The 25,671-nt window shown below is 55.6% G+C and carries 28 protein-coding genes and 1 pseudogene; 17 read left to right on the top strand and 12 right to left on the bottom strand.

Going from position 1 to position 25,671, the window contains the following annotated elements; translation table 11 throughout:
* Positions 1 to 24: 24 nt before the first annotated feature.
* The 3 genes from sdhD to EXZ61_RS15075 all read right to left on the bottom strand — a co-directional run bounded on the left by sdhD (position 25) and on the right by EXZ61_RS15075 (position 1,758).
* Positions 25 to 390, bottom strand: coding sequence for a succinate dehydrogenase, hydrophobic membrane anchor protein (gene sdhD, locus EXZ61_RS15085; RefSeq protein ID WP_142812547.1), 366 nt, complete (start codon positions 388 to 390; stop codon positions 25 to 27).
* A 21-nt stretch (positions 391 to 411) separates the two neighbouring features.
* Positions 412 to 855 (bottom strand): succinate dehydrogenase, cytochrome b556 subunit, encoded by a 444-nt coding sequence (gene sdhC / locus EXZ61_RS15080; protein ID WP_142812546.1) that lies wholly within the window; start codon positions 853 to 855, stop codon positions 412 to 414.
* A 102-nt stretch (positions 856 to 957) separates the two neighbouring features.
* Positions 958 to 1,758, bottom strand: a complete 801-nt coding sequence (locus tag EXZ61_RS15075) for a GntR family transcriptional regulator (protein ID WP_142812545.1) — start codon at positions 1,756 to 1,758, stop codon at positions 958 to 960.
* A gap of 188 nt (positions 1,759 to 1,946) precedes the next feature.
* On the opposite strand from EXZ61_RS15075, the gene EXZ61_RS15070 reads away from it, so the two are divergent.
* The 5 genes from EXZ61_RS15070 (at position 1,947) to EXZ61_RS15050 (ending at position 8,678) form a co-directional block, all read left to right on the top strand.
* The gene (locus EXZ61_RS15070) at positions 1,947 to 2,933 is read left to right on the top strand and encodes a malate dehydrogenase (RefSeq protein ID WP_142812544.1); all 987 of its coding nucleotides are present in this window, start codon (positions 1,947 to 1,949) and stop codon (positions 2,931 to 2,933) included.
* Positions 2,934 to 2,959: 26 nt separating this feature from the next.
* Positions 2,960 to 4,000, top strand: a complete 1,041-nt coding sequence (locus EXZ61_RS15065) for an HpcH/HpaI aldolase/citrate lyase family protein (RefSeq protein ID WP_142812543.1) — start codon at positions 2,960 to 2,962, stop codon at positions 3,998 to 4,000.
* Between the two features lie 18 nt (positions 4,001 to 4,018).
* Entirely contained in the window at positions 4,019 to 4,600 is a 582-nt protein-coding gene (locus tag EXZ61_RS15060) for a hypothetical protein (protein WP_178084861.1), read from the top strand.
* Positions 4,601 to 4,666: 66 nt separating this feature from the next.
* Complete coding sequence (gene acnB / locus EXZ61_RS15055) at positions 4,667 to 7,258, top strand: bifunctional aconitate hydratase 2/2-methylisocitrate dehydratase (RefSeq protein ID WP_142812542.1); 2,592 nt, start codon at positions 4,667 to 4,669, stop codon at positions 7,256 to 7,258.
* 499 nt (positions 7,259 to 7,757) lie between these two features.
* Positions 7,758 to 8,678 (top strand): helix-turn-helix transcriptional regulator, encoded by a 921-nt coding sequence (locus EXZ61_RS15050; protein WP_142812541.1) that lies wholly within the window; start codon positions 7,758 to 7,760, stop codon positions 8,676 to 8,678.
* Here the strand turns inward: EXZ61_RS15050 and EXZ61_RS15045 are convergent, their stop codons facing one another.
* The gene (locus EXZ61_RS15045; protein ID WP_142812540.1) at positions 8,679 to 9,455 is read right to left on the bottom strand and encodes a transporter substrate-binding domain-containing protein; all 777 of its coding nucleotides are present in this window, start codon (positions 9,453 to 9,455) and stop codon (positions 8,679 to 8,681) included. It lies immediately after the preceding gene.
* 234 nt (positions 9,456 to 9,689) lie between these two features.
* On the opposite strand from EXZ61_RS15045, the gene EXZ61_RS15040 reads away from it, so the two are divergent.
* Together EXZ61_RS15040 and EXZ61_RS15035 are read left to right on the top strand one after the other, a co-directional pair.
* The gene (locus EXZ61_RS15040) at positions 9,690 to 10,706 is read left to right on the top strand and encodes an N-acetyltransferase DgcN family protein (protein WP_142812539.1); all 1,017 of its coding nucleotides are present in this window, start codon (positions 9,690 to 9,692) and stop codon (positions 10,704 to 10,706) included.
* Between the two features lie 32 nt (positions 10,707 to 10,738).
* Positions 10,739 to 11,686, top strand: coding sequence for a dipeptide epimerase (locus EXZ61_RS15035; protein ID WP_168224783.1), 948 nt, complete (start codon positions 10,739 to 10,741; stop codon positions 11,684 to 11,686).
* Positions 11,687 to 11,803: 117 nt separating this feature from the next.
* Here EXZ61_RS15035 and EXZ61_RS22405 read toward each other — a convergent pair whose 3' ends face one another.
* The gene (locus EXZ61_RS22405) at positions 11,804 to 11,938 is read right to left on the bottom strand and encodes a response regulator (protein WP_142812537.1); all 135 of its coding nucleotides are present in this window, start codon (positions 11,936 to 11,938) and stop codon (positions 11,804 to 11,806) included.
* 70 nt (positions 11,939 to 12,008) lie between these two features.
* Between EXZ61_RS22405 and EXZ61_RS22615 the strand changes: the two genes are divergently transcribed.
* Together EXZ61_RS22615 and EXZ61_RS15020 are read left to right on the top strand one after the other, a co-directional pair.
* Entirely contained in the window at positions 12,009 to 12,194 is a 186-nt protein-coding gene (locus EXZ61_RS22615) for a hypothetical protein (protein ID WP_142812536.1), read from the top strand.
* A gap of 143 nt (positions 12,195 to 12,337) precedes the next feature.
* Positions 12,338 to 13,112, top strand: a pseudogene (locus EXZ61_RS15020) (anion permease); the annotation flags it as partial.
* Between the two features lie 4 nt (positions 13,113 to 13,116).
* Here EXZ61_RS15020 and EXZ61_RS15015 read toward each other — a convergent pair.
* Both EXZ61_RS15015 and EXZ61_RS15010 read right to left on the bottom strand, forming a co-directional pair.
* A complete protein-coding gene (locus EXZ61_RS15015) occupies positions 13,117 to 13,590 on the bottom strand; it encodes an NINE protein (protein ID WP_142812535.1) in 474 nt (157 codons plus the stop codon).
* A 7-nt stretch (positions 13,591 to 13,597) separates the two neighbouring features.
* Positions 13,598 to 14,119 (bottom strand): GNAT family N-acetyltransferase, encoded by a 522-nt coding sequence (locus EXZ61_RS15010; RefSeq protein WP_142812534.1) that lies wholly within the window; start codon positions 14,117 to 14,119, stop codon positions 13,598 to 13,600.
* Positions 14,120 to 14,246: 127 nt separating this feature from the next.
* Between EXZ61_RS15010 and rpsP the strand changes: the two genes are divergently transcribed.
* From rpsP to EXZ61_RS14980, 6 genes are all read left to right on the top strand, one after another.
* Positions 14,247 to 14,498: a 30S ribosomal protein S16 gene (gene rpsP, locus EXZ61_RS15005; RefSeq protein ID WP_142812533.1), complete on the top strand. Its 252-nt coding sequence runs from the start codon at positions 14,247 to 14,249 to the stop codon at positions 14,496 to 14,498.
* Between the two features lie 49 nt (positions 14,499 to 14,547).
* Complete coding sequence (rimM, locus tag EXZ61_RS15000) at positions 14,548 to 15,111, top strand: ribosome maturation factor RimM (RefSeq protein WP_142812532.1); 564 nt, start codon at positions 14,548 to 14,550, stop codon at positions 15,109 to 15,111.
* A gap of 14 nt (positions 15,112 to 15,125) precedes the next feature.
* Positions 15,126 to 15,881 carry a tRNA (guanosine(37)-N1)-methyltransferase TrmD gene (gene trmD / locus EXZ61_RS14995; protein WP_142812531.1) on the top strand — a complete coding sequence of 252 codons (756 nt, stop codon included), beginning with the start codon at positions 15,126 to 15,128 and terminating at the stop codon, positions 15,879 to 15,881.
* Between the two features lie 160 nt (positions 15,882 to 16,041).
* Positions 16,042 to 16,410 carry a 50S ribosomal protein L19 gene (gene rplS, locus EXZ61_RS14990; RefSeq protein WP_142812530.1) on the top strand — a complete coding sequence of 123 codons (369 nt, stop codon included), beginning with the start codon at positions 16,042 to 16,044 and terminating at the stop codon, positions 16,408 to 16,410.
* A gap of 243 nt (positions 16,411 to 16,653) precedes the next feature.
* Positions 16,654 to 17,202, top strand: a complete 549-nt coding sequence (locus tag EXZ61_RS14985; protein WP_342590554.1) for a CoA pyrophosphatase — start codon at positions 16,654 to 16,656, stop codon at positions 17,200 to 17,202.
* Positions 17,203 to 17,253: 51 nt separating this feature from the next.
* A complete protein-coding gene (locus EXZ61_RS14980; protein WP_142812529.1) occupies positions 17,254 to 18,174 on the top strand; it encodes a cobalamin biosynthesis protein in 921 nt (306 codons plus the stop codon).
* A 40-nt stretch (positions 18,175 to 18,214) separates the two neighbouring features.
* On the opposite strand, the gene rsgA is transcribed toward EXZ61_RS14980, so the two are convergent.
* Genes rsgA through EXZ61_RS14965 form a run of 3 tightly spaced genes read right to left on the bottom strand, consistent with a single transcriptional unit; the run spans position 18,215 to position 20,752 of the window.
* Positions 18,215 to 19,156, bottom strand: coding sequence for a ribosome small subunit-dependent GTPase A (rsgA, locus tag EXZ61_RS14975; protein WP_237218976.1), 942 nt, complete (start codon positions 19,154 to 19,156; stop codon positions 18,215 to 18,217).
* Positions 19,157 to 19,167: 11 nt separating this feature from the next.
* Positions 19,168 to 19,485, bottom strand: a complete 318-nt coding sequence (locus tag EXZ61_RS22610) for a 4a-hydroxytetrahydrobiopterin dehydratase (protein WP_142812528.1) — start codon at positions 19,483 to 19,485, stop codon at positions 19,168 to 19,170.
* Positions 19,486 to 19,501: 16 nt separating this feature from the next.
* Complete coding sequence (locus tag EXZ61_RS14965) at positions 19,502 to 20,752, bottom strand: M48 family metallopeptidase (RefSeq protein ID WP_425353583.1); 1,251 nt, start codon at positions 20,750 to 20,752, stop codon at positions 19,502 to 19,504.
* 75 nt (positions 20,753 to 20,827) lie between these two features.
* Between EXZ61_RS14965 and orn the strand changes: the two genes are divergently transcribed.
* Both orn and EXZ61_RS14955 read left to right on the top strand, forming a co-directional pair.
* Positions 20,828 to 21,397, top strand: coding sequence for an oligoribonuclease (orn, locus tag EXZ61_RS14960; protein ID WP_142812527.1), 570 nt, complete (start codon positions 20,828 to 20,830; stop codon positions 21,395 to 21,397).
* Between the two features lie 260 nt (positions 21,398 to 21,657).
* Positions 21,658 to 23,553, top strand: a complete 1,896-nt coding sequence (locus EXZ61_RS14955) for a DEAD/DEAH box helicase (RefSeq protein ID WP_142812526.1) — start codon at positions 21,658 to 21,660, stop codon at positions 23,551 to 23,553.
* Positions 23,554 to 23,640: 87 nt separating this feature from the next.
* On the opposite strand, the gene EXZ61_RS14950 is transcribed toward EXZ61_RS14955, so the two are convergent.
* Both EXZ61_RS14950 and EXZ61_RS14945 read right to left on the bottom strand, forming a co-directional pair.
* The gene (locus tag EXZ61_RS14950; protein WP_142812525.1) at positions 23,641 to 24,510 is read right to left on the bottom strand and encodes an NAD(P)-dependent oxidoreductase; all 870 of its coding nucleotides are present in this window, start codon (positions 24,508 to 24,510) and stop codon (positions 23,641 to 23,643) included.
* Between the two features lie 112 nt (positions 24,511 to 24,622).
* The gene (locus EXZ61_RS14945; protein ID WP_142812524.1) at positions 24,623 to 25,600 is read right to left on the bottom strand and encodes a GMP reductase; all 978 of its coding nucleotides are present in this window, start codon (positions 25,598 to 25,600) and stop codon (positions 24,623 to 24,625) included.
* Between the last annotated feature and the right edge of the window lie 71 nt (positions 25,601 to 25,671).

Raw genomic sequence — 25,671 nt, 5'->3', positions numbered from 1 at the left:
ATTAATGCCTGCAGTAAAAGCGACTCAAACGCGCCACAAAACTTGGATCGCCCAGCCAGCACAGCCAAGCAACCAGAAAATAGAAAACACTTGCAATGCCAAGCGCAAGCCCACTGGTTTGATGTAGTCCATCCAGATGTCACGCACACCCACCCAAGCGTGGTAGGCCAAAGCCACAATGACGCCGAATGTGATGACCTTCATCCATTGCGAAGAGAAGATCCCCGCCCACTTGTCGTAACCGATGGGGCCTTTTGAGAAGATGACTTGCGCCAGCAATAACGCGGTGAACAAAGCCATGATGCAAGCGGTCACGCGTTGTGCCAACCAGTCGCGCAGGCCGTAATGCGCGCCTACAACGATGCGCTTAGATCCGTAATTAACTGCCATTTTGAATTCCTTGGTAGATGCTTAATAGGCGCCGAACAACTTAAGCGCCAAGGCCAACGTCAACACGCTGCCCAGCACCAACGTGGTCACTGCAGAGGACTTGCCAAATTCCTTACTCACTGAGTGAGTCGCGTCCATGTACAAGTGGCGCACACCCGCGATGAAGTGGTGCAAGTAGGCCCAGATCAGAGCCAGTGCCACCAACTTGATGAACCAGCCGGGCACAAAGCCGAGGCCCACGCTAAACGCAGCGCTGAATTTGGCGAACGAAATTTCAGAGGAGATGGAAGTGTCAAACATCCACACAATGAATGGCAACAGGATGAACATGATGGCGCCACTCACCCGGTGCAAGATGGAGACCCAGCCAGCAGCAGGTAGACGGTAGGTGGGGAGATCCGAAAGCGCGTTGATGTTGCGGAATTCGGGCCGTTTGGCTTTGGTGGGGGAGCTAAGCTCAGTCATGAATTGGCTTTCTTGAAGGTAACCGTTTTGTAACAATGCATGTCGCAGGCCAAAATTCTATTGCACCGCACCAATCTGACGTTGGCCTTGCGGACAATCTGTTCAATTTAATTCGTTGCGGTAGTAATGCGTATCCGTCAAATACAGGCCCCGGCGCAACTCCATGGGCACATCGTTATAAGTGTAGGCGATGCGTTCCACGCTTAAGAGCGGCGTGGTTATTGCTGTTTGTAGTAGGCCTGACTGGACCTCATCAGGCAAGATGGCGCGAATTTTTTCTTCGGCACGGACCATGCGGACACCAAACTCGGTCTCAAACAGCCCATACATCGGGCCATCGTAGTCGTCAAGACGCTCTGCGGTGAGCCCCTTAAACGGCGTGCCCGGCAGCCATAGCTCTTCCAAAATTGTCGGTTTTCCAGCGAATGAGAGTACGCGGCGTACTTGCAATACCGCGTCGCCCGCTCGTAGGCCTAGTGCGCGTGCTACATCGGCCGTGGCACGTGAGCGCTTGCAATCAATAATTTTTCGTCCTGCCGGACCTTCGCTATTGGGGTCGCCATTGTCGGGGTGCAGCTTCAAAAAGCGATAGCGCACCGTTTGCTCAGCATGGGTCGCAACAAAAGTGCCTTTGCCTTGGCGGCGAATCAACAAATTTTCAGTCGCCAGTTCATCAATGGCTTTGCGGACCGTGCCTTGGCTGACCTTGTAGCGCGTGGCCAGTTCCATTTCGCTCGGTATGGCGGCGCTGGGCTTCCATTCGCCGGCTTGCAGGCTGTGCAATATCAGTGCCTTGATTTGCTGGTACAAGGGACTGAAGGCTGGTGTTTGCGGCGCCGCTGACGCAATGCCCACCGCAGCGGCGGATGCGCTGTCGCTTTGGGGGGAGATTGTGTTGCTCATGAGGCGAATTCTGTAAGCCGTAAGTCAGTGTTAAATTTGGCGTGAATCATATCTTATATAAGACATAAGACAAATTGACCGGCGACTTAAATCGGCGTTAAACTGTGCGGCATTCTGCCGGGGTTTGGCATTTATGGAAATGCGGTCCGGACAGTGGTCATTTTTACAACCTTCCTGGAGTTTTCACCATGAGCAAGAAGCCCGTTCGCGTTGCCGTCACTGGCGCAGCAGGTCAAATCGGTTACGCCATTTTGTTTCGCATCGCCTCTGGCGAGATGTTGGGCAAAGACCAACCCGTGGTGTTGAGCCTGTTGGAAGTTCCTGTTGAAAAAGCCCAGCAAGCGCTGCAAGGCGTGATCATGGAGTTGCAAGACTGCGCATTCCCATTGTTGGTGGGCATCGAAGCGCACAGCGACCCCTTGGCTGCCTTCAAGGACGTGGACTACGCCTTGTTGATCGGTTCGCGTCCACGTGGCCCAGGCATGGAACGTGCCGAGTTGTTGGCCGTGAATGCAGAAATCTTCACTGCACAAGGTAAAGCGCTGAATGCAGTGGCTAGCCGCAACGTGAAGGTCTTGGTGGTCGGCAACCCTGCCAACACCAACGCTTACATTGCCATGAAGAGCGCGCCTGACCTGCCACGCAAGAACTTCACCGCCATGCTGCGTCTGGACCACAACCGCGCCCTGAGCCAAATCGCTGCCAAGACCGGCAAGGCTGTGGCCGATATCGAAAAAATGGCGGTGTGGGGCAACCACTCACCCACGATGTACGCCGACTACCGTTTCGCTACTGTGAATGGACAAAGCGTGAAGGACATGATCAACGACCACGAGTGGAATGCCAACACCTTCTTGCCTACTGTTGGCAAGCGCGGTGCAGCCATCATCGCGGCACGTGGCGTGTCGTCCGCGGCTTCTGCTGCCAATGCAGCCATCGACCACATGCGTGACTGGGCCTTGGGCACCAATGGCAAGTGGGTCACCATGGGTATCCCTTCGGATGGCCAATACGGCATTCCTAAAGACACCATGTTTGGCTACGCAGTGACCTGTGAAGGCGGCGAATACAAAGTGGTGGAAGGCCTAGACGTCGATGCGTTCTCCCAAGAACGCATCAACGTGACCTTGAAAGAGTTGCAAGACGAACAAGCTGGCGTTGCCCACTTGCTCTAAGCGATTTGGCTGAGCGAGTTACGTTCATGAGCCATCCGCGCGAAGTGCTGCTGGGTGCCCAAAGTGGGGCAGGCTTGTTGCCTGTTTGTGATCACTACAGCGGCGTGGAAGCGCGGATGCGCAAGAGCCTGCAACTTCAGCGTGAGATGGCGCAGGAGTTTGGTACTTGTGTTTTTGACGTAACGTTGGATTGCGAAGACGGTGCACCCGTTGGGGGTGAGGTGGATCAGGCAAATATGGTGGTTGCGCTCGCCAATAGTGCGCAGTCTGCTATCAATTTGGGAGCGAATGAGGTGGTTCCGCGCGTAGGGGTTCGCCTACATGCGGTGGATCACCCTGCTTTTTTGTCGGATGTGGAAACCATTGTGGGGGGCGCTGCGCAAGCACTGAGCTACGTCATGCTGCCCAAAGTGGAGTCTGTGGTCGATGTGGATAGGGCCTTGCGCGCCATCGACGCTGCCACACCAATTCAAGCCCAGGTGCTGCCCATCCATGTATTGGTGGAGTCCCCAGGCGCAGTACATCGCGTCTATGAAATTGCGGCACATCCCCGGGTGCAGTCGGTGAGCTTTGGCTTGATGGACTTTGTTTCTTCCCATGCGGGGGCCATACCCGCCAGTGCGATGGGTGTACGTGGCGCAACGGATAGCCATGGCTTGGACCAGTTTCACCATCCTTTGGTGGTGCGTGCCAAGACCGAGATTGCCAGTGCCTGCCATGCAAGCGGCAAGGTGCCTTCGCATTGCGTGGTGACAGAGTTCAGCGATTCGGCTGCCATGGAGCGTGCTGCGCGCTACGCGGCATCGGCCCTGGGCTACACCCGCATGTGGAGCATCCATCCTAGCCAGATTCGGCCCATCCTCAAGGCTTTCTCTCCCAGTGCGCAGGCCGTGGACCAAGCGACCGAGATTATTGTGAAAGCCCATGCCGCACAGTGGGCCCCCATTTCTGTCGCTGGCGCATTGCATGACCGTGCGAGCTTTCGCTATTACTGGCAGGTACTGGAGCGCGCCCACCAAACGGGAATTGCCATGCCGGCTGAACTTAGTTCATTTTTTAGTGCCTAGTGCACGGATAGGAACAGCATGCGTCACGCATTTATGGTTTTCTTCATGTCCATGGGTTTGGGGTTTGCAGGTGCCCAGGCCCAGAGCACCAATGCCTCGTCCAGCGCCAAACCAGCGCCTGTTAAGCGCTTGCCTGCAAAGGCCAAAGCAGCGCCCGTGCCAGCGATCGCTGCCTTTGAGGCTATTTCAGAGGAACAAATGCTGCTCGCAGACCGAGTACATGTCGGCGAGTTACCCTGCGAGTTGGACGCGCGCGTCCATGTATCCCGCGATACCCAGATGCCTGGTCGTTTTTTCGTCCAACTTGGGCGAGAGCGACGTTCCATGATCCCTGTGGCTACCAGCACGGGGGCAGTGCGCCTAGAGGATGTGGCCTCAGGCTGGGTGTGGTTGCAATTGGCCAACAAATCTATGCTCATGAACCAGAAGCAAGGCAAACGCTTGGCTGATGCTTGCATGAGCCCGGAGGCCACCGCAGTCGCCAAAGCCATGGAAAGTGCCGGCGGCCCCGGCTTGCTGGACGCCCCAATCGGTACGGTTGCGACCCTTCCTGTGCTTGTCCCGCCAGCGGGTCAGGGTGTTGCTACTGCTACTAAATAGATAGCGGCTTGCGCATATAAGATGGGCGCAAGCAGCCAAATTACCAATTTTTAAGGAGTGAACAAGATGTTGAAAGCTTACCGAGACCACGTAGCCGAACGCGCTGCCTTGGGTATTCCCCCTTTGCCTTTGACCGCCAAACAAACGGGTGAGTTGATTGAGTTGCTGAAGTCGCCCCCCGCCGACGAAGAGGCAACGCTCGTCGAACTGATTACCCACCGCGTGCCCGCAGGTGTGGACGATGCTGCCAAGGTCAAAGCCAGCTACTTGGCTGCTGTGGCCCACGGCACTGAAAAGTGCGCCCTGATCTCCCGGGCCCGCGCCACTGAGTTGCTGGGCACCATGCTGGGCGGCTACAACATCAGCCCCATGGTGGATCTGCTGGATGACGCTGCCGTGGCCGCCGAAGCTGCAGAGGGCCTGAAGAAAACCTTGCTGATGTTCGACCAGTTCCATGACGTGAAGGAAAAGGCCGACAAGGGCAACACTTTCGCTAAAGCCGTGCTGCAGAGCTGGGCCGATGCCGAGTGGTTTACCAGCCGCCCTGAAGTGCCCAAGTCCATTACGGTCAGCATTTTCAAGGTCGCTGGAGAAATCAATACCGACGACCTATCTCCTGCACCCGACGCTTGGAGCCGCCCTGACATTCCTTTGCATGCGTTGGCAATGCACAAGAATGCCCGCCCCGGTATTACCCCTGAAGAAGATGGCAAGCGTGGCCCGGTCAAGTTCCTGGAAGAACTGCGCGCAAAGGGCAATCTCGTGGCCTACGTGGGCGATGTGGTGGGTACGGGTTCGTCGCGCAAGTCAGCGACCAACTCCGTGTTGTGGTTTACCGGCGAGGACATTCCATTTGTCCCTAACAAGCGGTTCGGTGGGGTCTGTCTGGGCGGCAAAATTGCCCCGATTTTTTACAACACTATGGAAGACTCCGGCGCGTTGCCGATTGAGTTGGACGTGAGTCAAATGGCCATGGGCGATGTGGTGGAACTGCGCCCCTATGACGGTAAGGCTTTCAAGGACGGCAAAGAGATTGCATCTTTCGAAGTCAAGAGCGATGTGCTGTTTGACGAAGTGCGCGCTGGTGGCCGTATTCCCTTGATCATCGGCCGTGGCCTGACTGCCAAAGCCCGTGAAGCTTTGGGCCTGGCACCTTCCACGCTGTTCCGCCTGCCCCAGAACCCCGCTGACACCAAGAAGGGTTTTAGCCTGGCCCAGAAGATGGTTGGTCGTGCATGTGGTTTGCCCGAAGGCCAAGGCGTGCGCCCCGGTACCTACTGCGAACCCAAGATGACTTCGGTTGGCTCGCAAGACACCACCGGCCCGATGACCCGCGACGAGCTGAAAGACTTGGCTTGCCTGGGCTTCTCTGCTGACTTGGTGATGCAGTCCTTCTGCCACACTGCGGCTTACCCCAAGCCAGTGGACGTGAAGATGCACCACGAGCTGCCTGACTTCATCAGCACCCGCGGCGGTATCAGCTTGCGCCCCGGTGACGGCGTGATCCATTCCTGGCTCAACCGCCTGTTGCTGCCAGACACCGTGGGCACCGGTGGCGACAGCCACACCCGCTTCCCTATCGGGATCAGCTTCCCTGCAGGTTCCGGTTTGGTTGCGTTTGCTGCCGCAACGGGCGTGATGCCTTTGGACATGCCTGAGTCGGTGCTGGTGCGCTTCAAGGGCAAGATGCAGCCTGGCGTGACCCTGCGTGACTTGGTGAATGCCATTCCGCTGTACGCGATCAAGGCCGGCCTGCTGACCGTCGAGAAGAAGGGCAAGAAGAACATCTTCTCTGGCCGCATCTTGGAGATCGAAGGCTTGCCAGACCTGAAGGTCGAGCAGGCGTTTGAGTTGTCCGACGCGTCTGCTGAGCGCTCTGCCGCAGGTTGCACCGTGCACCTGAACAAAGAGCCGATCCAAGAGTACGTCAACAGCAACATCACCATGATGAAGTGGATGATTGCCAATGGTTACTCCGATGCCCGCACCTTGGCCCGCCGTATCGCAGCCCAGGAAGCCTGGCTCAAGAACCCCGAGCTGCTTAAGGGCGACGCAGATGCGGAGTACGCAGCCGTCATCGAGATCGACTTGGCCGACATCCACGAACCTATCGTGGCATGCCCCAACGATCCGGACGATGTGAAGACATTGGCCGAAGTGGCCGGTGCCAAGATCGACGAAGTGTTCATCGGATCGTGCATGACCAACATTGGCCACTTCCGTGCAGCGTCCAAGCTGATGGAAGGCAAGCGCGACATCCCAGTCAAGCTGTGGATCGCACCACCTACCAAGATGGACGCCAAGCAACTGAGCGACGAAGGCCACTACGGTGTGCTGGGTGGTGCCGGTGCCCGCATGGAAATGCCAGGCTGCAGCTTGTGCATGGGTAACCAGGCGCAGGTGAAAGAGGGCGCAACTGTGTTCTCTACCTCGACCCGCAACTTCCCGAACCGCTTGGGCAAGAACAGCAATGTGTACCTCGGCTCTGCCGAACTGGCAGCCATTGCCTCCAAGCTGGGCCGCATTCCTACCAAGGAAGAGTACCTAGCGGACATGGGCGTGCTGACTGCCGCCAGCGACAAGGTGTATCAGTACCTGAACTTTGACAAGATCAGTGACTACACCGAGTCTGCTGCCACGGTGAAGACAACGGCCTAAGCGCCTGAGTTAGCCCTACGGGCAAAAGCCCCATGGCGTGAGCTATGGGGCTTTTTTTATGCGAAATCTGCGTCAAGCGCCCGTGGAATGTGCGCGAACAGCTATGAATTCAGGAGTAACTTGGCTTCCCGCTGGCACTGCCCCATGCCCGCCGCTGGACGCTCAAGGCAGCACCGGAGTGCGACATGGATCAGCGCATCAGCGGGTGATTGCGGCAAACAGCGATTGCGCCATAGTGATGGCTCAAGCTGCTCAAGCTGCTCAAGACAGCAAGATGGGGAACCAAAAACCTGTGACCTACTTGCAATCCTGCGGTCACCAAGTGGTTGAATTACCCAGTCGATGTTCCGTCGCTCGAAAGGCGTGGTTAAGGCCCTACCTTCAAACGGTGGGGTTTCTGTTTATGCTGTCTGGCTGTGCTCGCTCGGGGACAAGCGAACGATGCACCCCTTAAAGCCCCCCTGTTCTTGGCGGCAGGGCGGGGCTACACTTCTAGAAGATGAATGCGCCTTACCAATCCCAACTGTCTCTGCCACTCACCCCAGCCTTGGTCAAAGCCCTGGCCGCGATGACTGGGGCCATTGGTGATGCCAACTGGTTCGACACCGTGTTGAGTTTGCTCGGTAACGCCTGCGCGCTGGATTCCGGCGGAGTCATGGTGTTTCACCGCCATCAACGGCCGCGACGCATCGTGCACCGCTTTAACCCGCTGGAGCGCAAGCTGCCGGAAGATGCTTTCTTGTCCGGCCCCTATGCGCTCGACCCCAACTACCAGTTGTTTTTACAGGGCTGCCCCAGTGGGGTGTATTGGTTACGCGATGTTGCGCCGGACGACTTTTATGACAGCGAGTACTACCGGGTGTTTTACTCGCAAATCGGCCTGTCCGATTCGATCGACCTGCTGTGGCGCATCAATGCTGACACCGCACTCAACATATTTATCGAACGCAGCATCAAACAACCTCAGTTTCAACATGCCGATTTCATCGCCGTCACGGCCATAGCTCCGCTGATTTTTGCTGCTGCGGAAAAGCACCATGCGCTCACCGCTGCCTCTTCATTGGTGGACACTGAACAACTGACGCACCGCAAAGTGCAAAGCACGATCGCCAACTTTGCCAGCTCGCTGCTGACCAAGCGTGAACGCGAGGTGCTGTTTTACATGATCAGCGGTTACTCTTCGGCACTGACGGCTGAGCGGCTTCGCACCAGCGAAGGCACCATCAAAATTCACCGCAAGAACATCCACCGCAAGCTTGATATTGGATCGCAGGCCGAGCTCTTCTCGTTGTTTATCAATTGCATACCGTTTGCCTCGCCCGACGGCACCAACGACCCGCTACGGATTTACCAAAAAGCACCGGCCTCCAGCAGACCTAAAGGGCTGCTGGAGGCCGCGCTTCCTGTTTTGCTTGCCTGACTACTTGCCGTAGACGTCGAAATCAAAGTACTTATCGGCAATTTTCTTATAGGTGCCGTTGGCGCGCACCGTTTTCAAAGCCGCATTGAATTCGGACATGAGCTTGGTGTCGCTCTGGCGCATGGCCGCACCCGCGCCGTACCCCAAGATAGTCTGATCCTTCAATTCATAAGGTGCAAATTCAAAAGGTTTGCCCTCAGGCTTAGCCAGAAACCCCATTTTCATTTCCACCAAATTGCCGATCAAGGCATCCACACGGCCAGCGCTCAGGTCGAGATACGAATCTTGCGTAGATTCATAGCGCATGATCATGGCACCGGCTTTGGCGTAGTATTTTTCAGCGAAGTTGGCCTCGGTGGTCGCCTTCTGAACACCGATTTTCTTACCCTTGAGCGAGGCTGGCGAGCCGTCCTGACCGCTGCCGCGCTTAACGATGATGCGGTAAGGAATATCAGTCATTTTGTTGCTGAAGCTGACCGTCTTGCGGCGTTCGTCGGTGATCGTCATCCCAGAGATGATCACGTCAAATTTCTTAGCCAACAGTGAAGGGATGATGCCGTCCCAGGGAGACTCCACAAACACGCAGCTTCGCTTCATCTCGGCACAAATGGCATTGGCCAGATCGACCTCGAATCCGATCACCTTGCCATCGGGCGACTTGTATTCAAATGGCTCGTAGGTTGCATCGGTGCCGATGCGCAATTCCTTAAGTTCGGTGGCTTGAACCGATACCACGCAGGCCAGGCCGACGATGGTGAGCAGGTGCTTCAATTGCATGTTTTTTCCTCAAAGTGATTCGGATGAAGGGGCCATGCACAGCGCATGTCCGCGCAAGAATACGGCCGATGGCACCCTCCAAAACGACATCTATCCCCAAAGGGATATGCCCTATTGACCGCGCACGATTCCATGCCGAAGCAGACTATCCCGTCAGGAGTAGGCGCCGTCTTGGGGGACGGATTCGCGCTTACGCTTGGCACTCCTGAACTGAACACTATGGAAGAAACTGCGATGCACCAACTGCGCAAACCCTATCTGCTATTTCTGGGCGATGTGACGATCAAGTCTGACGCCAAGACCGCTTTCGGGCTGCGCGATTGGTGTCCCGATGACGTGATGGGCGAGTGGAGTCTTCCCGCCTGTAGCGTAAGCCTTGGGCTGCCCCGCCTCGCGCCCGCAGCGGCGGCGCAGCAGGGCGCTGGTTCGATCGTGGTCGGTGTAGCGGCCGTCGGCGGTGCTTTGCCGCAGCACTGGCTGGCAGAGCTGGAAGCGGCGCTAGACGCCGGTATGGACGTGGTCAGTGGCCAGCACACCCGACTGACAACATTCCCCACCTTGGTAGCTGCGGCCGCGCGCAGTGGTGCTCGGCTGATTGATGTGCGCCACTCCGACCAGACCTTTCCGGCCGGTACCGGTCGCAGGCGCAGCGGCAAACGCGTGCTTACGGTAGGCACTGATTGCGCACTTGGCAAAAAGTACACTGCGTTGGCACTGACCAAAGCATTGCAGGCACAAGGTTGCGCGGCCACCTTCCGTGCAACCGGACAGACCGGAGTAATGATTGCTGGCGAGGGTGTGGCGATCGATGCTGTCATTTCCGACTTTGTGGCCGGTGCAGCAGAACAGCTGTCTCCCGACAATGCCGACGGTCACTGGGACGTGATTGAAGGACAGGGCGCGCTGTTTCACCCTGCCTATGCAGGCGTCACGCTGGGGTTGTTACATGGCTCGCAACCCGATGCGCTGGTGCTGTGCCATGACCCGGCTCGCACCACCATCGAAGGTTATCCGCACCATCCAATACCGGATCTGCAGCTGGCGATAGACCGCTATGTGGAAGCTGCCCGATTGACCAACACCGCGGTGCGCTGCGTAGGTATCAGCATCAACTCCTGCGAGCTGACCGATGCCGCCTGGTCCGCATACCGGGACGAACTACAAGCCCGTCTGGGTCTTCCCGTGGTGGACCCGATGCGTGGCGGTGTGGCTGCCATCGCCTCAGCCCTGCTGGCACTGGGTACGCCATGATCCTGTGCACCACTACGACTGAGCGTTGGGCTATGCACGAGCCTTTCGAGATTTCGCGCGATATCATCACCGACCAGCCTGTGCTCATGGTGAAGCTGACCGATGCGCTAGGAGTCAGCGGATATGCAGAAACTGCCGGGGTGGACTACGCGGGCGAAACGACTGAGAGCATGGCAGCCCAGATTGCCGCTATTGCGCCGAAGTTGCACGACGGCCTAAGTTATGGCGAGCTGATGCAGCTGCTACCCGCAGGTGGTGCCCGCAATGGGGTGGACTGTGCCCTGTGGGATTTGCGGGCCAAGCAAACCGGTATCCCGGTGTGGAAGGCGGCCGGTCTGGCGTCGCTAAAGCCGGTAAGCACCGCCTTGACCCTTGGCCTCGGCGATGAGGCCACCACGCGGCGCAAGGCCCGTGATGCGCGCGGTTACCCGCTGCTCAAACTCAAGGTCGATGCGCAACGTCATCTGGATATTGTGCGACTGGTGCGTGAGGAGCATCCAACGGCGCGCCTGGTGGTAGATGCCAACCAATCCTGGACCTTGGACTTACTGAAAGCACTTTTGCCACAGCTCCATGCCGCGGGGGTGGAGCTGGTGGAGCAGCCCTTGCCGCAAGGCTTAGACAGTCAACTCGATGGCCTGCAATCGCCCATTCCGCTGGCGGCCGATGAATCCTGCACGGATCGTGCTTCCCTCCCTTCGCTGATGGGGCGCTATCAGTACATCAACATCAAGCTCGATAAATGCGGAGGCTTGAGCGAAGGGCTTGCACTGGCTGCCGAAGCGCGCCAACGCGGCATGGGTCTGATGGTGGGCAATATGTGCGGTAGTTCACTGGCCATGGCCCCTGCATTTTTGCTGGCCCAACAATGTACCTATGTGGACTTAGATGGCCCTTTGCTGCAGAAATCGGATCGGGCAGTGCCCATGCGTTATGAGAACGACGTCATTCAGGCACCGGACACTGCACTTTGGGGTTAGTCGCGTGGGGCCGCTGCTGAAACGTTTGCCCTCAGTTCAGCTAAATCGGGTCAACATGCTGTTGAGCGGCGCGGCATAAAAGAGTTTGGCAAGATGCGCGTCCATGACGGCCGTTTCCTACGTATCGCGGTCGGATTCCCAGGCCTTGACCGTGACCACAATGATGGGTACCCGGCAGGCCGCAGTCTCCATGGCACGGATTCTTTGTGCTGCTTCAAGGCCTCCTACGACCGGCATTTGCAGATACATCAAGATGAGGTCCCAGCGCTGCCGCGCAAAAAGCGTCGACGTCCAGCAGTTCGTTTTCCGCCAGGGTCACTTGATGCCCCGACTTCTCAAGCCATTTTCGCGTGAGCATCTGGTTTATGTGCATTTTCATGTGTGCATGGGCGGCGGGGTGTTTGAGGAAGTGCAAGGCGATGGCGAGGTGGATCCCGCCCCTGTAGAACCCGTGCAACCCAAGCGCCCGGCCCATTGCCTGTGGGCGGTGCCCATCGCACGCATCTAAGCGGTGTTGCCGCTGCTGTGCCCGAAGTGGAGCGCGCAGATGTGAACCATTGCCTTCATCACCCGCACCGATATCCGCCGCATCCTTAACCACATGGGGGTGGGGTCGCTGGCGCCCCACATTGACATCATCATTGAGCCGTGATGACGGATACCCATATGGTGTCCGGCGCGTTGGTCGGCGCCATTGCTTGGAACGTGATTACCTGGTACTACGGCATTCCCAGCAGCTCTTCGCATGCGCTGATCGCTGGCATCGCGGGTGCGGTGAGCGCGAAAGCGGGTGTAGTTGCCTCAATTGCCGCCGGCATTTTGAAACAGTGGTCTTCATCTTCGTGTCGCCTTTGCTAGGCTTTACGTTGGGTTCGCTGATGATGGTCGCAGTAGCTTGGGTATTCCGTCGCGCCCGGCCCTCGCGGATCGACAAGTAGTTTCGTCGCCTACAGTTGGCAGGTGCAGGTGCAGGTGCAGGTGCAGGTGCAGGTGCCTACAGCCTAAGCCACGGCGGGAACGATGCACAAAAAACAATCGGTATTATTTTGATGATGCGGATAGCCACGGGTTATGTGTCCGCCAGCGATGCCTCACCCCCCCCCACTTGGACCGTCGTGTCGTGTTACATCGCCATCGGAGCTGGCACCATGTTCGCCGGGTGGCGAATCGTGCGAACGATGGGACAGAAAATCACCACGCTCAAGCTGGTGGGCGGTTGCTGCGCGGAGTCTGTCGGTGCCAGAACCTTGTTTTTGGCGATAGCCCTGGGTATTCCGGTGTTGCCCACCCATACCATCACTGGCGCTATCGTAAGCCTTGGCTCTACCTAGCGGGCTAGCGCAGTGCGTTGGTGTTTTGCCGGCAATATCGTGTGGGCACGGGTCTAACTATTTTGGCCGCTGCTTTTGTTGCGGCAATTGCCTAATGGGTCAGTTTGCCGTTGTTTTAGGGGCGGCAGGCCCAGCGTCTTGTTGGGCGGCTTCGACTTGGTACTCGAAGTAACGCTGGAATGTGAATGCAAAGCTTGCCATCAAGACAGATGTACCCACAAACAGACAAGCCACAACGCCGATGATGGTGAACCAGTTTGTTTGACCACTCGGGGCATCTGCGGTGCTTTGGGGGTTGAACCGATGGTTCCACTTAGCCGTAGACATCAAGCCGAACACTATGCCATTCAGCGCACACCCTGCAATGGTGAACCCTAGGGGAGGGATAAGGAGCCAAATGAGGGGGTCATCTAAGCCAAATGCCTTAGAGCGCCAGATCCCATAGGCGCCCAACAGGGTTGGAATATAGAGCAGCCACCCTAAGCGGTCTTTGCCGCCATTGAGGTAAAAACGGTGGAGTCCCACTGGCCCTCCCAAAAAGGCAAGCCAAGTGGCGATGGTTTTGTTTTTCATGGATGAACTAGTTGGGCGATTGGCTGCTACCCAGCCCTAGCGAGCGTTCCATCAGTATCACATCTAGCCAGCGTTCGAACTTCCAGCCGCAGTTGCTTAGTGTTCCAACTGGTGTGAATCCGCATGCCTTGTGAACGCCCACAGATCCAACGTTCGCAGAGTCACCAATGACGGCAATCAACTTGCGCACACCAGCACGTTCCGCTTGGGTGATGAGCTCGGTGAGTAGTAGCTTGCCCAGCCCTCTGCCAGCGGCAGCAGGCGCAAGGTAGATGGAGTCTTCGGCTGAATACCGATACGCAGGACGCGGCTTGAACCAGTTGCAATAAGCGAATCCTAGAATTTCAGCGCCCTCTTCAATCACTAGGTAGGGCAGACTTTTGGCAAGAACATCGCTGCGGCGGGCCTGCATGTCTTCCTGTGACGGGGGGCTTGTTTCGAATGTGCCGGTTCCGTGCAGAACGTGGTGTCCATAAATGGCTGTGATGTGCGGCAGGTCAGAGTCGTTGGCGGGGCGAATAATTGGCATATTGGAGTAAAAGCGATATAAGTTATAATGTAAGGCTATTCAAAGTGTCACTGTCCGGGTGGTCAGTTGCGTGTCTCAACTTTGAATTACATGTCGAGAGCATTTCTCGTCACCCAAAGGATAAATCATGGTCGTCATTCGACTCGCTCGTGGTGGTGCTAAAGCCCGCCCGTTTTTCAATATTGTTGTTGCTGACAAGCGCACACGTCGCGATGGTCGTTTCATCGAGCGTATCGGGTTCTATAACCCCAGCGCCACGGCGAACGAAGAAGGTCTGCGCGTTATGCAAGACCGTTTGACATACTGGCAAGGTGTGGGCGCGCAAGCTTCCCCTACCGTTGAGCGCTTGATTAAACAAGCTGCTAAGAAGGCTGCTTAATGCAGTTTGGGAGGTGGCTGCAAAGCAGCCTCCCATTGAGGCTTACCCTATGCTGATCGGACTTGAGCCTGCTGAATTGCCCAATGATGCCATTGAGGTAGGTCGTGTTGCAGATGCATGGGGCATCAAAGGATGGTTTAAAGTACTTCCGTACAGCAACGATCCAGAAGCCCTTTTTTCATCCAAACGCTGGTTTCTGTTGCCAGCCGAAAAAGGCGCTAAAAATTTCACAGGAGTTGCACTGCTTACTGTGGCTGAGACCAAAGTGCATTCTGACTCAGTAGTGGCAAGTGCGCACAAGGTGCTAGATCGCAATGCGGCAGAGGCTTTGCGCGGCGCTCGCATTTTCATTTCTCGTGCCAATTTTCCCGCGGCTCAAAAAGATGAGTTTTATTGGGTTGATTTGTTGGGCTTAAACGTTGTCAATCGCGAAGGTGTGGCGCTCGGAGTCGTGAAAGATTTGCTGTCAACTGGCCCGCAAACCGTTCTAGTCATTGAGTTTGAGCTGGACGGTAAGGCGCAAGAGCGGATGATTCCGTTTGTATCTGTCTACGTGGATGACGTTGACTTGCCTGGCAAACGCATTTTGGTGGACTGGCAAGCTGATTTTTAAGTCCGTCGTAGCCCATGCGTTTCGACGTTATTACCCTGTTTCCTGAGTTGTTTGCACCGCTTTTGTCCAGCGGTATCACGCGTCGCGCCTATGAGTCTGGTGCGGTGGATGTTCGATTTGCAAATCCCAGAGACTTCGCCGTAGGAAATTACAAACGGGTGGATGACCGCCCATTCGGTGGCGGTCCCGGAATGGTCATGATGGCAGAGCCTCTGCATGCTTGCTTGAGCCAGGTCTTGTCTGAACGCGCGGTTGGAGCCCCGGTTGTGCTGTTTTCACCGATTGGTAAGCCGTTAACCCATGCCGTGGTTGAGCGCATGGGATCGGGTGAGGGTGCTGTCTTGTTATGCGGGCGCTACGAAGGTATCGATCAGCGCATTATTGATGCGCACGTCACAGAACAAATCAGCCTTGGTGATTTTGTGTTGTCCGGTGGAGAAATTGCAGCGATGGCTTTGTTGGACGCAGTCGCGCGTTTGCAGCCTGGTGTGTTGAATACAGAGGGCAGTCACCAGCAAGATAGTTTTAATCCAGCATTGGGTGGTTTGTTGGACTGCCCACACTACACGCGTCCTGATGTGTGGAACGGGCTTGCTGTGCCTGAAGTCTTGATGTCTGGGCACCATGGGCATATTGAGCGATGGAGGCGTGAACAGAGTTTGCGTATTACTGCAATGCGTAGGCCAGAGTTATTGGTTTCAGCAAGGCGAGCAGGCTTATTGAGCAATCGAGACGAGGAATTTTTACGCACTCTTGACTCAAGTCCATAGTGTTTGAAGGCCGCTGCCTTCTCTTAGGAACACAGTTGCCTAGGCTGTTGCAGCAAGGTTATAATATTCGACTTACCAGATCCTCTGGCCGGCTATTTCCCTCGTGGAAGTTTTGGCGTCAATTCCGACAGCTGCGCGTCCATGATCATTTAGGAAAATCATGAATCTGATTCAAATTCTTGAGCAAGAAGAAATTGCTCGCCTCGGAAAAACTATCCCTGACTTTGCCCCCGGTGACACCGTAGTGGTTAGTGTGAACGTGGTTGAAGGTACCCGCAAACGCGTTCAAGCTTACGAAGGTGTAGTGATTGCCAAGCGTAATCGCGGCCTGAACAGCGGTTTCATTGTTCGCAAGATCTCTAGTGGCGAAGGTGTCGAGCGTACCTTTCAAACCTACAGCCCACTCATCGCTGGTATTGAAGTAAAGCGTCGCGGTGATGTTCGCCGTGCCAAGCTGTACTACCTGCGTGACCGTAGCGGTAAGTCTGCACGTATTAAAGAAAAACTCCCAGCGAAGAAGACAAAATAAGTCGCTGAAGTTGGATCGTTTGATTCGTTCAGAAAGCCGTAACAGCGTAAGCTGTTACGGCTTTTTTCATTGCTGCGCAATGGTCTACCCGTGTTTCAAAATCTGGCGAGGTTGAGAGTGTCCCGTCCTCCCTTGTTTGATGCGCGATTGGTGCCTGTTACAGGTGTCGATGATCACTTGCCCAAGCTCCAGTCCTCCGCTCTCCATATCGAGGCAGTTCGGACTCATTTTTTGGATGCAAGTATGTGGACGCCAGAGATCCCGGGGGAGCCCGCTTTCACGAATAAGGCCCTCGTGCCTGCTGCTGTGTTGATTCCATTGGTCTTGCGCGCTGAGCTGATGGTGTTATTGACGCAGCGGCCGAACCACATGTCGAGTCATCCGGGGCAAATTGCCTTTCCTGGCGGCAAATCAGATCCTGTCGATGAAAGTCCCATCGACACCGCATTGCGAGAAACCGCCGAAGAGGTAGGGATTGAAAGTCGATACGTTGAAGTGCTGGGTACGCTACCCCAATACACCACGGGAAGCGGCTTTGCGGTGACTCCGGTGGTTGGGGTGCTGCGTGATGGATTCATCATTGCCCCAAATGCTTTGGAAGTGTCCGAAGTTTTTGAGGTCCCCTTTTCCTTTTTGATGAATCCCGCCAACCACAGGCGCCACGCCATGGAGTGGCTTGGAGTAAGTCGTGAGTGGTTCTCTATGCCGTACTGTGAAGAACAAACGGAACGCTTTATCTGGGGCGCGACCGCTGGCATGCTGAGGAACCTCTATAGTTTTTTGTCGGTTTGAGCCTGACCCGAATGCGGCGACGGGTGGACCGTTGATTGCTATGATTGAACCATGAGTTTCATCTCAATATTAATTGCCTTGCTTCTGGAGCAGGTAAGACCCTTGGCGCAACACAACTTAGTCCACACCGGAGTGCGTCATTGGGTCCGTTGGGTCCTGTCGAACTTCGATGCGGGCAAGAATCAGCATGCCTGGTTAGCGTGGACTATTGCGGTGCTTTTGCCGGGTTTTGTTGCCTTGGCCGTGCATTGGCTCTTGGTGATCTCTGTGGGTTGGGCCGCAGCGGCTGTGTGGAGCATTGCTATTCTCTATTCCACGTTAGGCTTTCGCCAGTTTAGTCACCACTTCACCAAGATAAGAGATGCCTTGGACTCGGGGGACGAGGAGAACGCAAGACGTTTGTTGGCGCAGTGGATGCGGATTGATGCGACAGCCTTGCCGCGTACGGAGATTATTCGCCACGTCATAGAGCACTCAGTCCTGCACGCCCATCGCTATGTATTTGGCGTGCTGGCGTGCTATACCTTGCTTGCCGCAGTCGGGTTTGGCCCTGCTGGAGCGGTGATTTACCGGATAGCAGAGTTTGTTAAGAGCTATGCAAATCGGCCTCTCGGGCCTTCCAGCCAACCTGTTAGTCCGGAGATGATCGCCAATGCTTCACTGGCTTGGAATGCCATTGACTGGCTTCCTGCGCGAGCTACTGCGTTGGGCTTTGCGTTTGTGGGCAGTTTCGAAGAGGCAGTGGATGGTTGGCGTCAGCACGAACAAGCGTACCCTGGCGACAATGACGGCGTTATATTGGCGGCCACGTCTGGGGCGGTCAACGTTAAGTTGGGCCCCCAAGAACGAGACGGACCAGCCAACCTAGCACAAGGCACACATTTGCGCGCGGTAGTGGGCTTGGTTTGGCGCACGGTTGTGATGTGGATGGTATTTCTCATCCTGATTTCACTTGCTAAGCTACTAAGCTAGCCAAGGGAAGCGGGCACTTTTGGCCTGTTTCACCTTGGGTTTAGTAGCGCTTCTGAGTTAACTCTGTGAATAGATCACTATAAATTTTGTAGCGTCTTGCACTGATTCCGCTTGTGCCATCGGCTTTTTTTAGCTCAGAAATGACGCCGCACCCGGGCTCGTGAAGGTGGGTGCAATTGTAGAACTTGCATTCGCTCGCATGTACCTTGATGTCTGGCATTAGACCGGCTAGATGCATGGCATCGATATGGTTCAGTCCAAACTCTTGAAAACCAGGAGAGTCGATAACTGCAGTCGTACGCGCCGTATCCGACCAATACAAGTTGGTGCTGGTGGTCGTATGCTTGCCTGTGTTGAGTGCGGTAGATATCTCATTGGTCAGCACCCGAGCTTCTGGTACTAAGCGGTTGATAAGGGTGCTCTTGCCTGCGCCGGATGGGCCAAGCACCAGTGTCGTACGCCCATTCAGTAACGGCATCAGTGTTGTAAGCTCGTTACTTCCTGACAGCTCGCTGTTAGTTCGTGGCTTCAAAGCAAGAGGGAGCATGGTGTAGCCCATGTCTCGGTAGGGGCCAAGGCGGTCCCACGCCAGATCAAACGGAGCCTTTAAATCGCTTTTGTTCAGGGCAATGATGACTTTGATTTGCTCGGCCTCGGCAGCAATCAAAGCGCGCGATAGCTGAGTTTCAGAAAACTCGGGCTCCGCGGCAATCAGAATGAGGATTTGGTCTAGGTTGGCCGCAAACGCTTTGGTGCGTATCTCGTCTTGACGGTAAAAGAGGTTGCGCCGGGGCTCAACTTTCTCTACGGTACCTTCGTCTTCGGTCGCTTGCCATAACACGCGGTCGCCTACGACTGTTTGGCTTTTCTTACCGCGTGGGTGGCAGATGAGCCGCTTGCCATCGTTGGTTTCCACCCATACGTGTCGTCCATGGCCTGCAACGACCAGACCGGGTTCTAGTTTTTGAGTGGTGATTGCCAAAATGTGACCTATCAGAGGAGAGCGGAGAATGCATCGATTCGCGCGGCACCGTCGAAGTCGAGTTGAGAAATGCCTTGCACTGAGGCGGTTCGCCACCGCACCACACAGCGTGCTTGTGTAAATACGATGTCAGGGAAATGAGCATGTTGCGCGGCCAATAGGGCAACCGATCCAACAAATGCGGCGGCTGCGCTATGGGTGTCAAAATTGAACTCTTTTTCAATCGCGAGCTCTGGCCCATCACCGAAAAGGCGCCAACCATTCAGGTGCACTAGCTTTGCTATTATTTGCGTAGCGGCTAGAGCAGATGCAGTCTTCAAGTTTTGCATTTTTTTCGAAGGCCTGCTAGGTGCGGGCAGGTACAGCCATTCGGCTTAAGCGCTCAGAGGCTGGTGGGTGGGAATAATAAAACTTCACATACACAGGGTCAGGGGTCAGCGTGGAGGCGTTGTCCTTGTACAGCTTGAGCAGCGCAGAGCGCAAGTCTGCTCCACTGGTTTGTGCAATAGCAAAAGCGTCTGCTTCAAACTCATGTTGACGCGAGAGTTGCGAGAACAACGGTCCCACAAAAGTGGCAACCAATGGCGCGGTCATCGCGAAAAGCAGCAGTGCCAGTGCATCGTTTGCAGAATCTAGGTTTGGTGTGACCCCTAAGCCGGTATAGAACCAGGCTTGTTGACTAATCCACCCCAAGGCGGCAAAGCCAAGCAGGCTAATGGCAAACATTGACACAATGCGCTTGACGATGTGTTTGTGCTTGAAGTGGCCTAGCTCATGCGCCAGCACCGCATCAACCTCTGCGGGTGACAGTTGTGCCAAAAGCGTGTCGTAAAACACGACACGCTTGGATGCTCCGAAACCTGTGAAGTATGCATTTGCGTGGGCGCTTCGGCGCGATCCGTCCATCACGTAAAAACCTTTAGCGCTAAAGCCGCATTTGGACATCAATGCGTTCACTCGCGACTGGAGCTCAGGATTCTCCAAGGGCTTAAACTGGTTGAACCAAGGCGCAATCCAGCTTGGGTACAGCACCAGCATGAGCAAGTTGAAACCCATCCATGTACACCATGTCCAAAGCCACCACCATGCGCCAGTCGCTGCCATCATCCAGAGTACCAACGCGGCAACCGGCAGGCCCAACACAACACTTAGCACGGACGACTTCAGTAGGTCTTGAAACCACAAAAAGCGCGTGGTTTTGTTAAAACCAAAACGCTGCTCAATCACAAACGTTTGGTACACAGAAAAAGGCAACTCCAAGAGGCCGTTGATCAGCATAAAGGCTCCCAGGAGTGCAAGTTGCTGCGTCATGCCTCCGCTGAAAACTACTGCCAGCCCTTGATTTAAAAGATCGAGACCGCCCAGTAAAGTCCAGCCTAGCAATAGGGCTGTACCCCATGCCAACTCGAGCACGCCAAACTGCGCCTTGGTAATCGTGTAGCGTGCCGCCTTTTGATGGGCTTCAAGCGATATTTGCGATTGAAACTCTGCCGGAACGGCGTCACGGTGCCCGGCAACATGGCGGACTTGTCGGCTGGTAAGCCACAGCTTGAGCAACAGACTTAAGGTCAACACCAAAGCGAACGCGAGTGTCATTGCCAAAGTGCCTGGAATGCTTGAAAAAAATACAGTCATAGGGGTTGAGTTTAGGTCATAGGTAACAATCGCACTATGGAAGCAAATATCACCTCTTTGGGCAAAGCCGCCCAGAATCTCATCTGGCTTGACTGTGAAATGACAGGCTTAGACCCTGAGACGGATCGCATTTTAGAGATCGCAGTCATTGTGACGGATCCACACCTAGTCATACGCATTGAAGGCCCCGTGTTCGTGCTCCACCAGTCTGAGGCCCAACTGGACACCATGGACGCATGGAACAAAGGTACCCATGGCAAAAGTGGCTTGATCGATAAAGTCAAAGCTTCAACGATGACTGAAGAACACGCTCAAGAACAGTTGATCGCATTTTTGGCGCAGTATGTGCCACCGAATACCTCACCGATGTGTGGAAATACGATCAGCCAAGACCGCAGGTTTTTAGTGAAGTACATGCCTAAACTGGAGGCTTTTTTTCACTACCGCAATATTGATGTCAGCACCCTCAAAGAGTTGGCTAAACGCTGGCGCCCTGAGGTTGCAGCTTCTTTTAAAAAGAAGCAACGGCACACTGCCTTGGCGGATGTGGAGGAGTCGATTGACGAATTGGCGCACTACCGCGAACACTTTCTAAAGCTAGACTAGGGCTTGGTTTTAAAAAGAATTAGGTAGAAACCCGAATTCGAGTTATACTCTTGGGCTGCGCTACAAGCTGTAGTGCATATTTGTACATCTCCCTTCATTCACTGGGTCCATCGTTGGTTTGCACTGCAAGCCGGCAACAAAGGGCCCCCTGCGCTGATAGAACTCAAGTTGAGTCAGAGCCGGTTCCGTTTGATGGTTGATGTTTTTTAACCATTAACGGAGCAATCGCACAACCTGCGGTGCTCGCGTATGAGAAAACTATGACTGACACTTTTGAAGTGGCCGGCGAATTCACGCCTGCTGAAAACTTTTCCTCTACAACGACTCAAGCAACCGTGACCGAAATGGTCGATGCGGTGGAAGTTGAAGAAGTACCTAACGGTTTCGTTGAGTTGGGCTTGGTGCCTGAACTGATTCGCGCCGTCAAAGATTTGGGCTACACCCAACCCACCACCGTGCAGCAAAAAGTCATTCCTATGGCTTTGCCTGCCAGTGCTGACAGCGCGCAAACCAACAAGTTCATTGACTTGATGGTCTCTAGCCAAACGGGTAGCGGCAAGACTGCAGCATTTTTGCTGCCCGTGTTGCACACCTTGTTGACGCAAATGGCAGAAGCTGAAGCCAAAGAGCGCAGCGACTATGAAGCAGCCGTGGCTGAAGCGGCTGCCAAGGGTGAACCTGCTCCTAAGCGTCCTAAGCGCCAAGACCCCACCAATCCACGTAACTTCAAAGCCGCTGTTCCCGGTGCTTTGATTGTTTGCCCTACCCGCGAATTGGCGCAGCAAGTGGCGCACGACGCCATTGACTTGGTACAACACTGCCGTGGTCTGCGCGTAGCCAACATCGTGGGCGGCATGCCTTACCAGTTGCAAATCGCCAAGCTGCAAAACGCTAATCTGGTCGTTGCAACCCCCGGCCGTTTGTTGGATCTGCAACGTTCCATGCAAATCAAGTTGGACCAAGTCCAGTTCTTGGTAGTAGACGAAGCCGACCGCATGTTGGACTTGGGCTTTGCCGATGACTTGGCCGAAATCAACCAGCTAACCATTGGCCGCAAGCAAACCATGATGTTCAGCGCAACTTTTGCGCCGCGCATTCAACAGTTGGCAGCCCGTGTGATGCGTGACCCACAACGTGTCACTATCGACAGCCCGCAAGAAAAGCATTCCAACATCAAGCAAGTCTTGTTCTGGGCCGACAACGCACAGCACAAGCGCAAGCTCTTGGACCACTGGTTGCGTGACACCACCATCAACCAAGCGATTGTTTTTGCCAGCACCCAAATCGAGTGCGATGGTTTGGCCAACGACTTGCAACAAGACGGCTTTTCTGCCGTGGCATTGCATGGCGCTTTGAGCCAAGGTTTGCGTAACCGCCGCTTGATGGCACTGCGCCAAGGCCAAGTGCAAATCTTGGTGGCGACCGATGTGGCAGCCCGTGGTATTGACGTGCCCACCATCACCCACGTGTTCAATTTTGGCTTGCCGATGAAGGCCGAAGACTACACCCACCGCATTGGTCGTACCGGCCGCGCGGGGCGTGACGGTATCGCGGCCACTTTCGCAGAAATTCGCGATCGTCGCAAAATTTTCGACATCGAAGCATTCACACGCCAGCCTATCAAGGCCGAAGTCATTCCTGGTATGGAACCCCAGCAACGTATCCCTGACGCACGCTCCAGTTTTGGCGGCGGCGGTGGTCGCCGTGATGCAGCTCCCCGTGGCCGTGGTGGCCCACGTGAAGGCGGCTTCGGTGGTGGCGGCGGACGCGGTGGTTTTGGTGGCGGACGTGATGGCGGTGCCCGCGAAGGCTTTAGCTACGAACGCAAGGGCGGTTTCAATGACCGCTTTGCCGGCGGCGGCGCTCCCGCTCCTCGTGGCGACTTTGCCCCGCGCGGTGATTTTGGTGGCGCTCCCCGTGGAAACTTCTCCGCTCCCCGCGGTGACTTCGCTCCTCGTGCAGAACGCACAGACTTCGCCCCCCGCGGCGAGCGCGGTGACTTTGCTCCCCGTGGTGACTTTGGTGCTCCCCGTGGCGACTTTGCGGCCCGCAAGCCTGCATTTGGCAAGCCCACTGGCTTTGCTAAGCCTGGCAATGGTGGCAAAGTGTTTGTGCCCCGTGATGCCAAGAAGCGCCCAGCACGCAATGCAGATTAATTCTGCGTTGGCGTAGTCAAAAGGCCTCGTAAGAGGCCTTTTTTTTCGTCTGTACATCCCGGCAAGAGCAGGGGTGTAGGTAGGCAGTTAGGTCATGCCGTTGCGGCTTGCCAGTTCCACAAACAAGCCCGCATGGTCCAAGTCCGCCAAGCCATGGTCAATGCCCTGGGCATACAGGCGTTCAAACAAGCCCGTGATGGGCGCATCAAATCCAATTTCTTGGGCCGTGGCGAGCGCATTGCGCAGGTCCTTCACTTGCACGGACATGCGGCCTCTGGGGCTGAAGTCGCGCTCAATCATGCGCTGGCCATGTACTTGCAAAATGCGACTGTCGGCAAAGCCGCCGGTAATGGCTTCTTTGACCTTGGCCATATCGGCCCCGCCTTTTTCGCACATCAACAGGGCTTCAGCCACCGCACCGATAGTGATGCCCACAATCATTTGGTTTGCAAGTTTGGCCAGTTGCCCAGAGCCAATGGGCCCTACGTGGGTGGCGCGCCCCAAGACGGCGAGCACTGGGGCCGCTATCGGGAATGTGCTTGTTTTGGCACCCGCCATGATGGCCAGCGTGCCTTCTTCTGCGCCAATGGTGCCGCCTGAGACCGGGGCGTCCATGTAGGCAATGTGAATTTCGCTCAGCCGAGCCGCATGGTCGCGTGCTTCGCTGGGCTTGATGGACGACATATCGATGAGCAAGCTGCCCGGCTGCATGGCGTTAGCAGCCCCTAGCTCAAACAGCACATGCGCTACCACGGCACCGTCTTCCAGCATCGTGATGACCACATCGGCACCTTGGACTGCAGACTGGGGTGTGCCATGCACCGTTGCTCCGAACGCGCTAAGGCGTTGGGCGCGCTCGTGGGTGCGGTTCCACACATGCAGCTCAAACCCCGCTTGGCACAAACGCCGCCCCATGGGCAGCCCCATCAAACCAATCCCTAGCAGTGCGATTTTCATGTTGCCTCCGTCCTTGGTTAGCAAGAATACAACCGGGCAGACAGCAAAACGGCCCACAAGGGGCCGCAATGCTGTCGATTGGCTGACGATGTAACCCAGTTACAGCCTGTGATTACATCAGCAAGTGCTCGCCGGCGTTGTCGCCACCGAGGGTTACGTAGTTCACTTTGCGAATGTCCATCAGTTTCTTGCCACCCGAATAGCTGATGGAGCTTTGTACGTCTTGCTCCATTTCAATCAAAGTGTCGGCCAGCTTGCCTTTGACCGGCTCCAGGATGCGCTTGCCTTCTACGTGCTTGTATTCGCCCTTGTTGAAGTCAGAAGCTGAGCCGTAATACTCTTTGAAGATCTGGCCGTCAACTTCCACCGTCTTGCCGGGTGATTCTTCATGGCCCGCAAACAGCGAGCCGATCATCACCATGCTGGCGCCAAAGCGGATGCTCTTGGCAATGTCGCCATGGCTGCGGATACCGCCGTCCGCAATGATGGGTTTGGTCGCTACACGGGCACACCATTTGAGCGCGCTCAGCTGCCAACCACCGGTACCAAAACCAGTCTTGAGCTTGGTAATGCACACCTTGCCTGGGCCCACGCCCACCTTGGTGGCGTCCGCGCCCCAGTTTTCCAAATCAATCACGGCTTCAGGGGTCGCCACATTGCCGGCAATCACAAAGCTCTTAGGGAGTTTTTCTTTGAGGTAGCCGATCATGTTTTTCACGCTATCCGCGTGGCCGTGGGCAATGTCGATAGTGATGTACTCAGGTGTCAAGCCTTCTGCCACCAGCGTGTCTACCGTCGCGTAGTCAGGTTGTTTGACACCCAGAGAGATGGATGCGTACAAGCCCTGTTTGTGCATGTCGCGCACGAATTGGACATTGTCCAAGTCGAAGCGGTGCATCACGTAAAAGTAGTTGTTTTGTGCCAACCATGTGCAGATCTTTTCGTCCACGACGGTCTTCATGTTGGCGGGTACCACTGGCAGGCGGAACTTGCGCCCTCCCAGTTCGATACCTGCATCGCACTCACTGCGGCTCTCTACCCGGCACTTGCGGGGGAGAAGCAAAATATTGTCGTAGTCAAAAATTTCCATAGCCCAAGCTCCTAGTCCATTGATCAAGAAAAATCTAGAAAAAACGCAGGGCGCTTGGATTGAGCCGGGTC

Origin of the sequence: Rhodoferax aquaticus (assembly GCF_006974105.1) — a bacterium.
Taxonomy (GTDB): Bacteria; Pseudomonadota; Gammaproteobacteria; order Burkholderiales; family Burkholderiaceae_C; genus Allorhodoferax; species Allorhodoferax aquaticus_A.
This window is presented reverse-complemented; position numbering and strand designations above follow the sequence as displayed.

What these genes read in the sequence shown, in the direction of transcription:
- sdhD (WP_142812547.1), bottom strand. Translation starts at nt 390, where the DNA reads ATGGCAGTTAATTACGGATCTAAGCGCATCGTTGTAGGCGCGCATTAC.
- sdhC (WP_142812546.1), bottom strand. Translation starts at nt 855, where the DNA reads ATGACTGAGCTTAGCTCCCCCACCAAAGCCAAACGGCCCGAATTCCGC.
- EXZ61_RS15075 (WP_142812545.1), bottom strand. Translation starts at nt 1,758, where the DNA reads ATGAGCAACACAATCTCCCCCCAAAGCGACAGCGCATCCGCCGCTGCG.
- EXZ61_RS15070 (WP_142812544.1), top strand. Translation starts at nt 1,947, where the DNA reads ATGAGCAAGAAGCCCGTTCGCGTTGCCGTCACTGGCGCAGCAGGTCAA.
- EXZ61_RS15065 (WP_142812543.1), top strand. Translation starts at nt 2,960, where the DNA reads ATGAGCCATCCGCGCGAAGTGCTGCTGGGTGCCCAAAGTGGGGCAGGC.
- EXZ61_RS15060 (WP_178084861.1), top strand. Translation starts at nt 4,019, where the DNA reads ATGCGTCACGCATTTATGGTTTTCTTCATGTCCATGGGTTTGGGGTTT.
- acnB (WP_142812542.1), top strand. Translation starts at nt 4,667, where the DNA reads ATGTTGAAAGCTTACCGAGACCACGTAGCCGAACGCGCTGCCTTGGGT.
- EXZ61_RS15050 (WP_142812541.1), top strand. Translation starts at nt 7,758, where the DNA reads ATGAATGCGCCTTACCAATCCCAACTGTCTCTGCCACTCACCCCAGCC.
- EXZ61_RS15045 (WP_142812540.1), bottom strand. Translation starts at nt 9,455, where the DNA reads ATGCAATTGAAGCACCTGCTCACCATCGTCGGCCTGGCCTGCGTGGTA.
- EXZ61_RS15040 (WP_142812539.1), top strand. Translation starts at nt 9,690, where the DNA reads ATGCACCAACTGCGCAAACCCTATCTGCTATTTCTGGGCGATGTGACG.
- EXZ61_RS15035 (WP_168224783.1), top strand. Translation starts at nt 10,739, where the DNA reads ATGCACGAGCCTTTCGAGATTTCGCGCGATATCATCACCGACCAGCCT.
- EXZ61_RS22615 (WP_142812536.1), top strand. Translation starts at nt 12,009, where the DNA reads ATGCCCCGACTTCTCAAGCCATTTTCGCGTGAGCATCTGGTTTATGTG.
- EXZ61_RS15015 (WP_142812535.1), bottom strand. Translation starts at nt 13,590, where the DNA reads ATGAAAAACAAAACCATCGCCACTTGGCTTGCCTTTTTGGGAGGGCCA.
- EXZ61_RS15010 (WP_142812534.1), bottom strand. Translation starts at nt 14,119, where the DNA reads ATGCCAATTATTCGCCCCGCCAACGACTCTGACCTGCCGCACATCACA.
- rpsP (WP_142812533.1), top strand. Translation starts at nt 14,247, where the DNA reads ATGGTCGTCATTCGACTCGCTCGTGGTGGTGCTAAAGCCCGCCCGTTT.
- rimM (WP_142812532.1), top strand. Translation starts at nt 14,548, where the DNA reads ATGCTGATCGGACTTGAGCCTGCTGAATTGCCCAATGATGCCATTGAG.
- trmD (WP_142812531.1), top strand. Translation starts at nt 15,126, where the DNA reads ATGCGTTTCGACGTTATTACCCTGTTTCCTGAGTTGTTTGCACCGCTT.
- rplS (WP_142812530.1), top strand. Translation starts at nt 16,042, where the DNA reads ATGAATCTGATTCAAATTCTTGAGCAAGAAGAAATTGCTCGCCTCGGA.
- EXZ61_RS14985 (WP_342590554.1), top strand. Translation starts at nt 16,654, where the DNA reads ATGTGGACGCCAGAGATCCCGGGGGAGCCCGCTTTCACGAATAAGGCC.
- EXZ61_RS14980 (WP_142812529.1), top strand. Translation starts at nt 17,254, where the DNA reads ATGAGTTTCATCTCAATATTAATTGCCTTGCTTCTGGAGCAGGTAAGA.
- EXZ61_RS22610 (WP_142812528.1), bottom strand. Translation starts at nt 19,485, where the DNA reads ATGCAAAACTTGAAGACTGCATCTGCTCTAGCCGCTACGCAAATAATA.
- EXZ61_RS14965 (WP_425353583.1), bottom strand. Translation starts at nt 20,752, where the DNA reads ATGACACTCGCGTTCGCTTTGGTGTTGACCTTAAGTCTGTTGCTCAAG.
- orn (WP_142812527.1), top strand. Translation starts at nt 20,828, where the DNA reads ATGGAAGCAAATATCACCTCTTTGGGCAAAGCCGCCCAGAATCTCATC.
- EXZ61_RS14955 (WP_142812526.1), top strand. Translation starts at nt 21,658, where the DNA reads ATGACTGACACTTTTGAAGTGGCCGGCGAATTCACGCCTGCTGAAAAC.
- EXZ61_RS14950 (WP_142812525.1), bottom strand. Translation starts at nt 24,510, where the DNA reads ATGAAAATCGCACTGCTAGGGATTGGTTTGATGGGGCTGCCCATGGGG.
- EXZ61_RS14945 (WP_142812524.1), bottom strand. Translation starts at nt 25,600, where the DNA reads ATGGAAATTTTTGACTACGACAATATTTTGCTTCTCCCCCGCAAGTGC.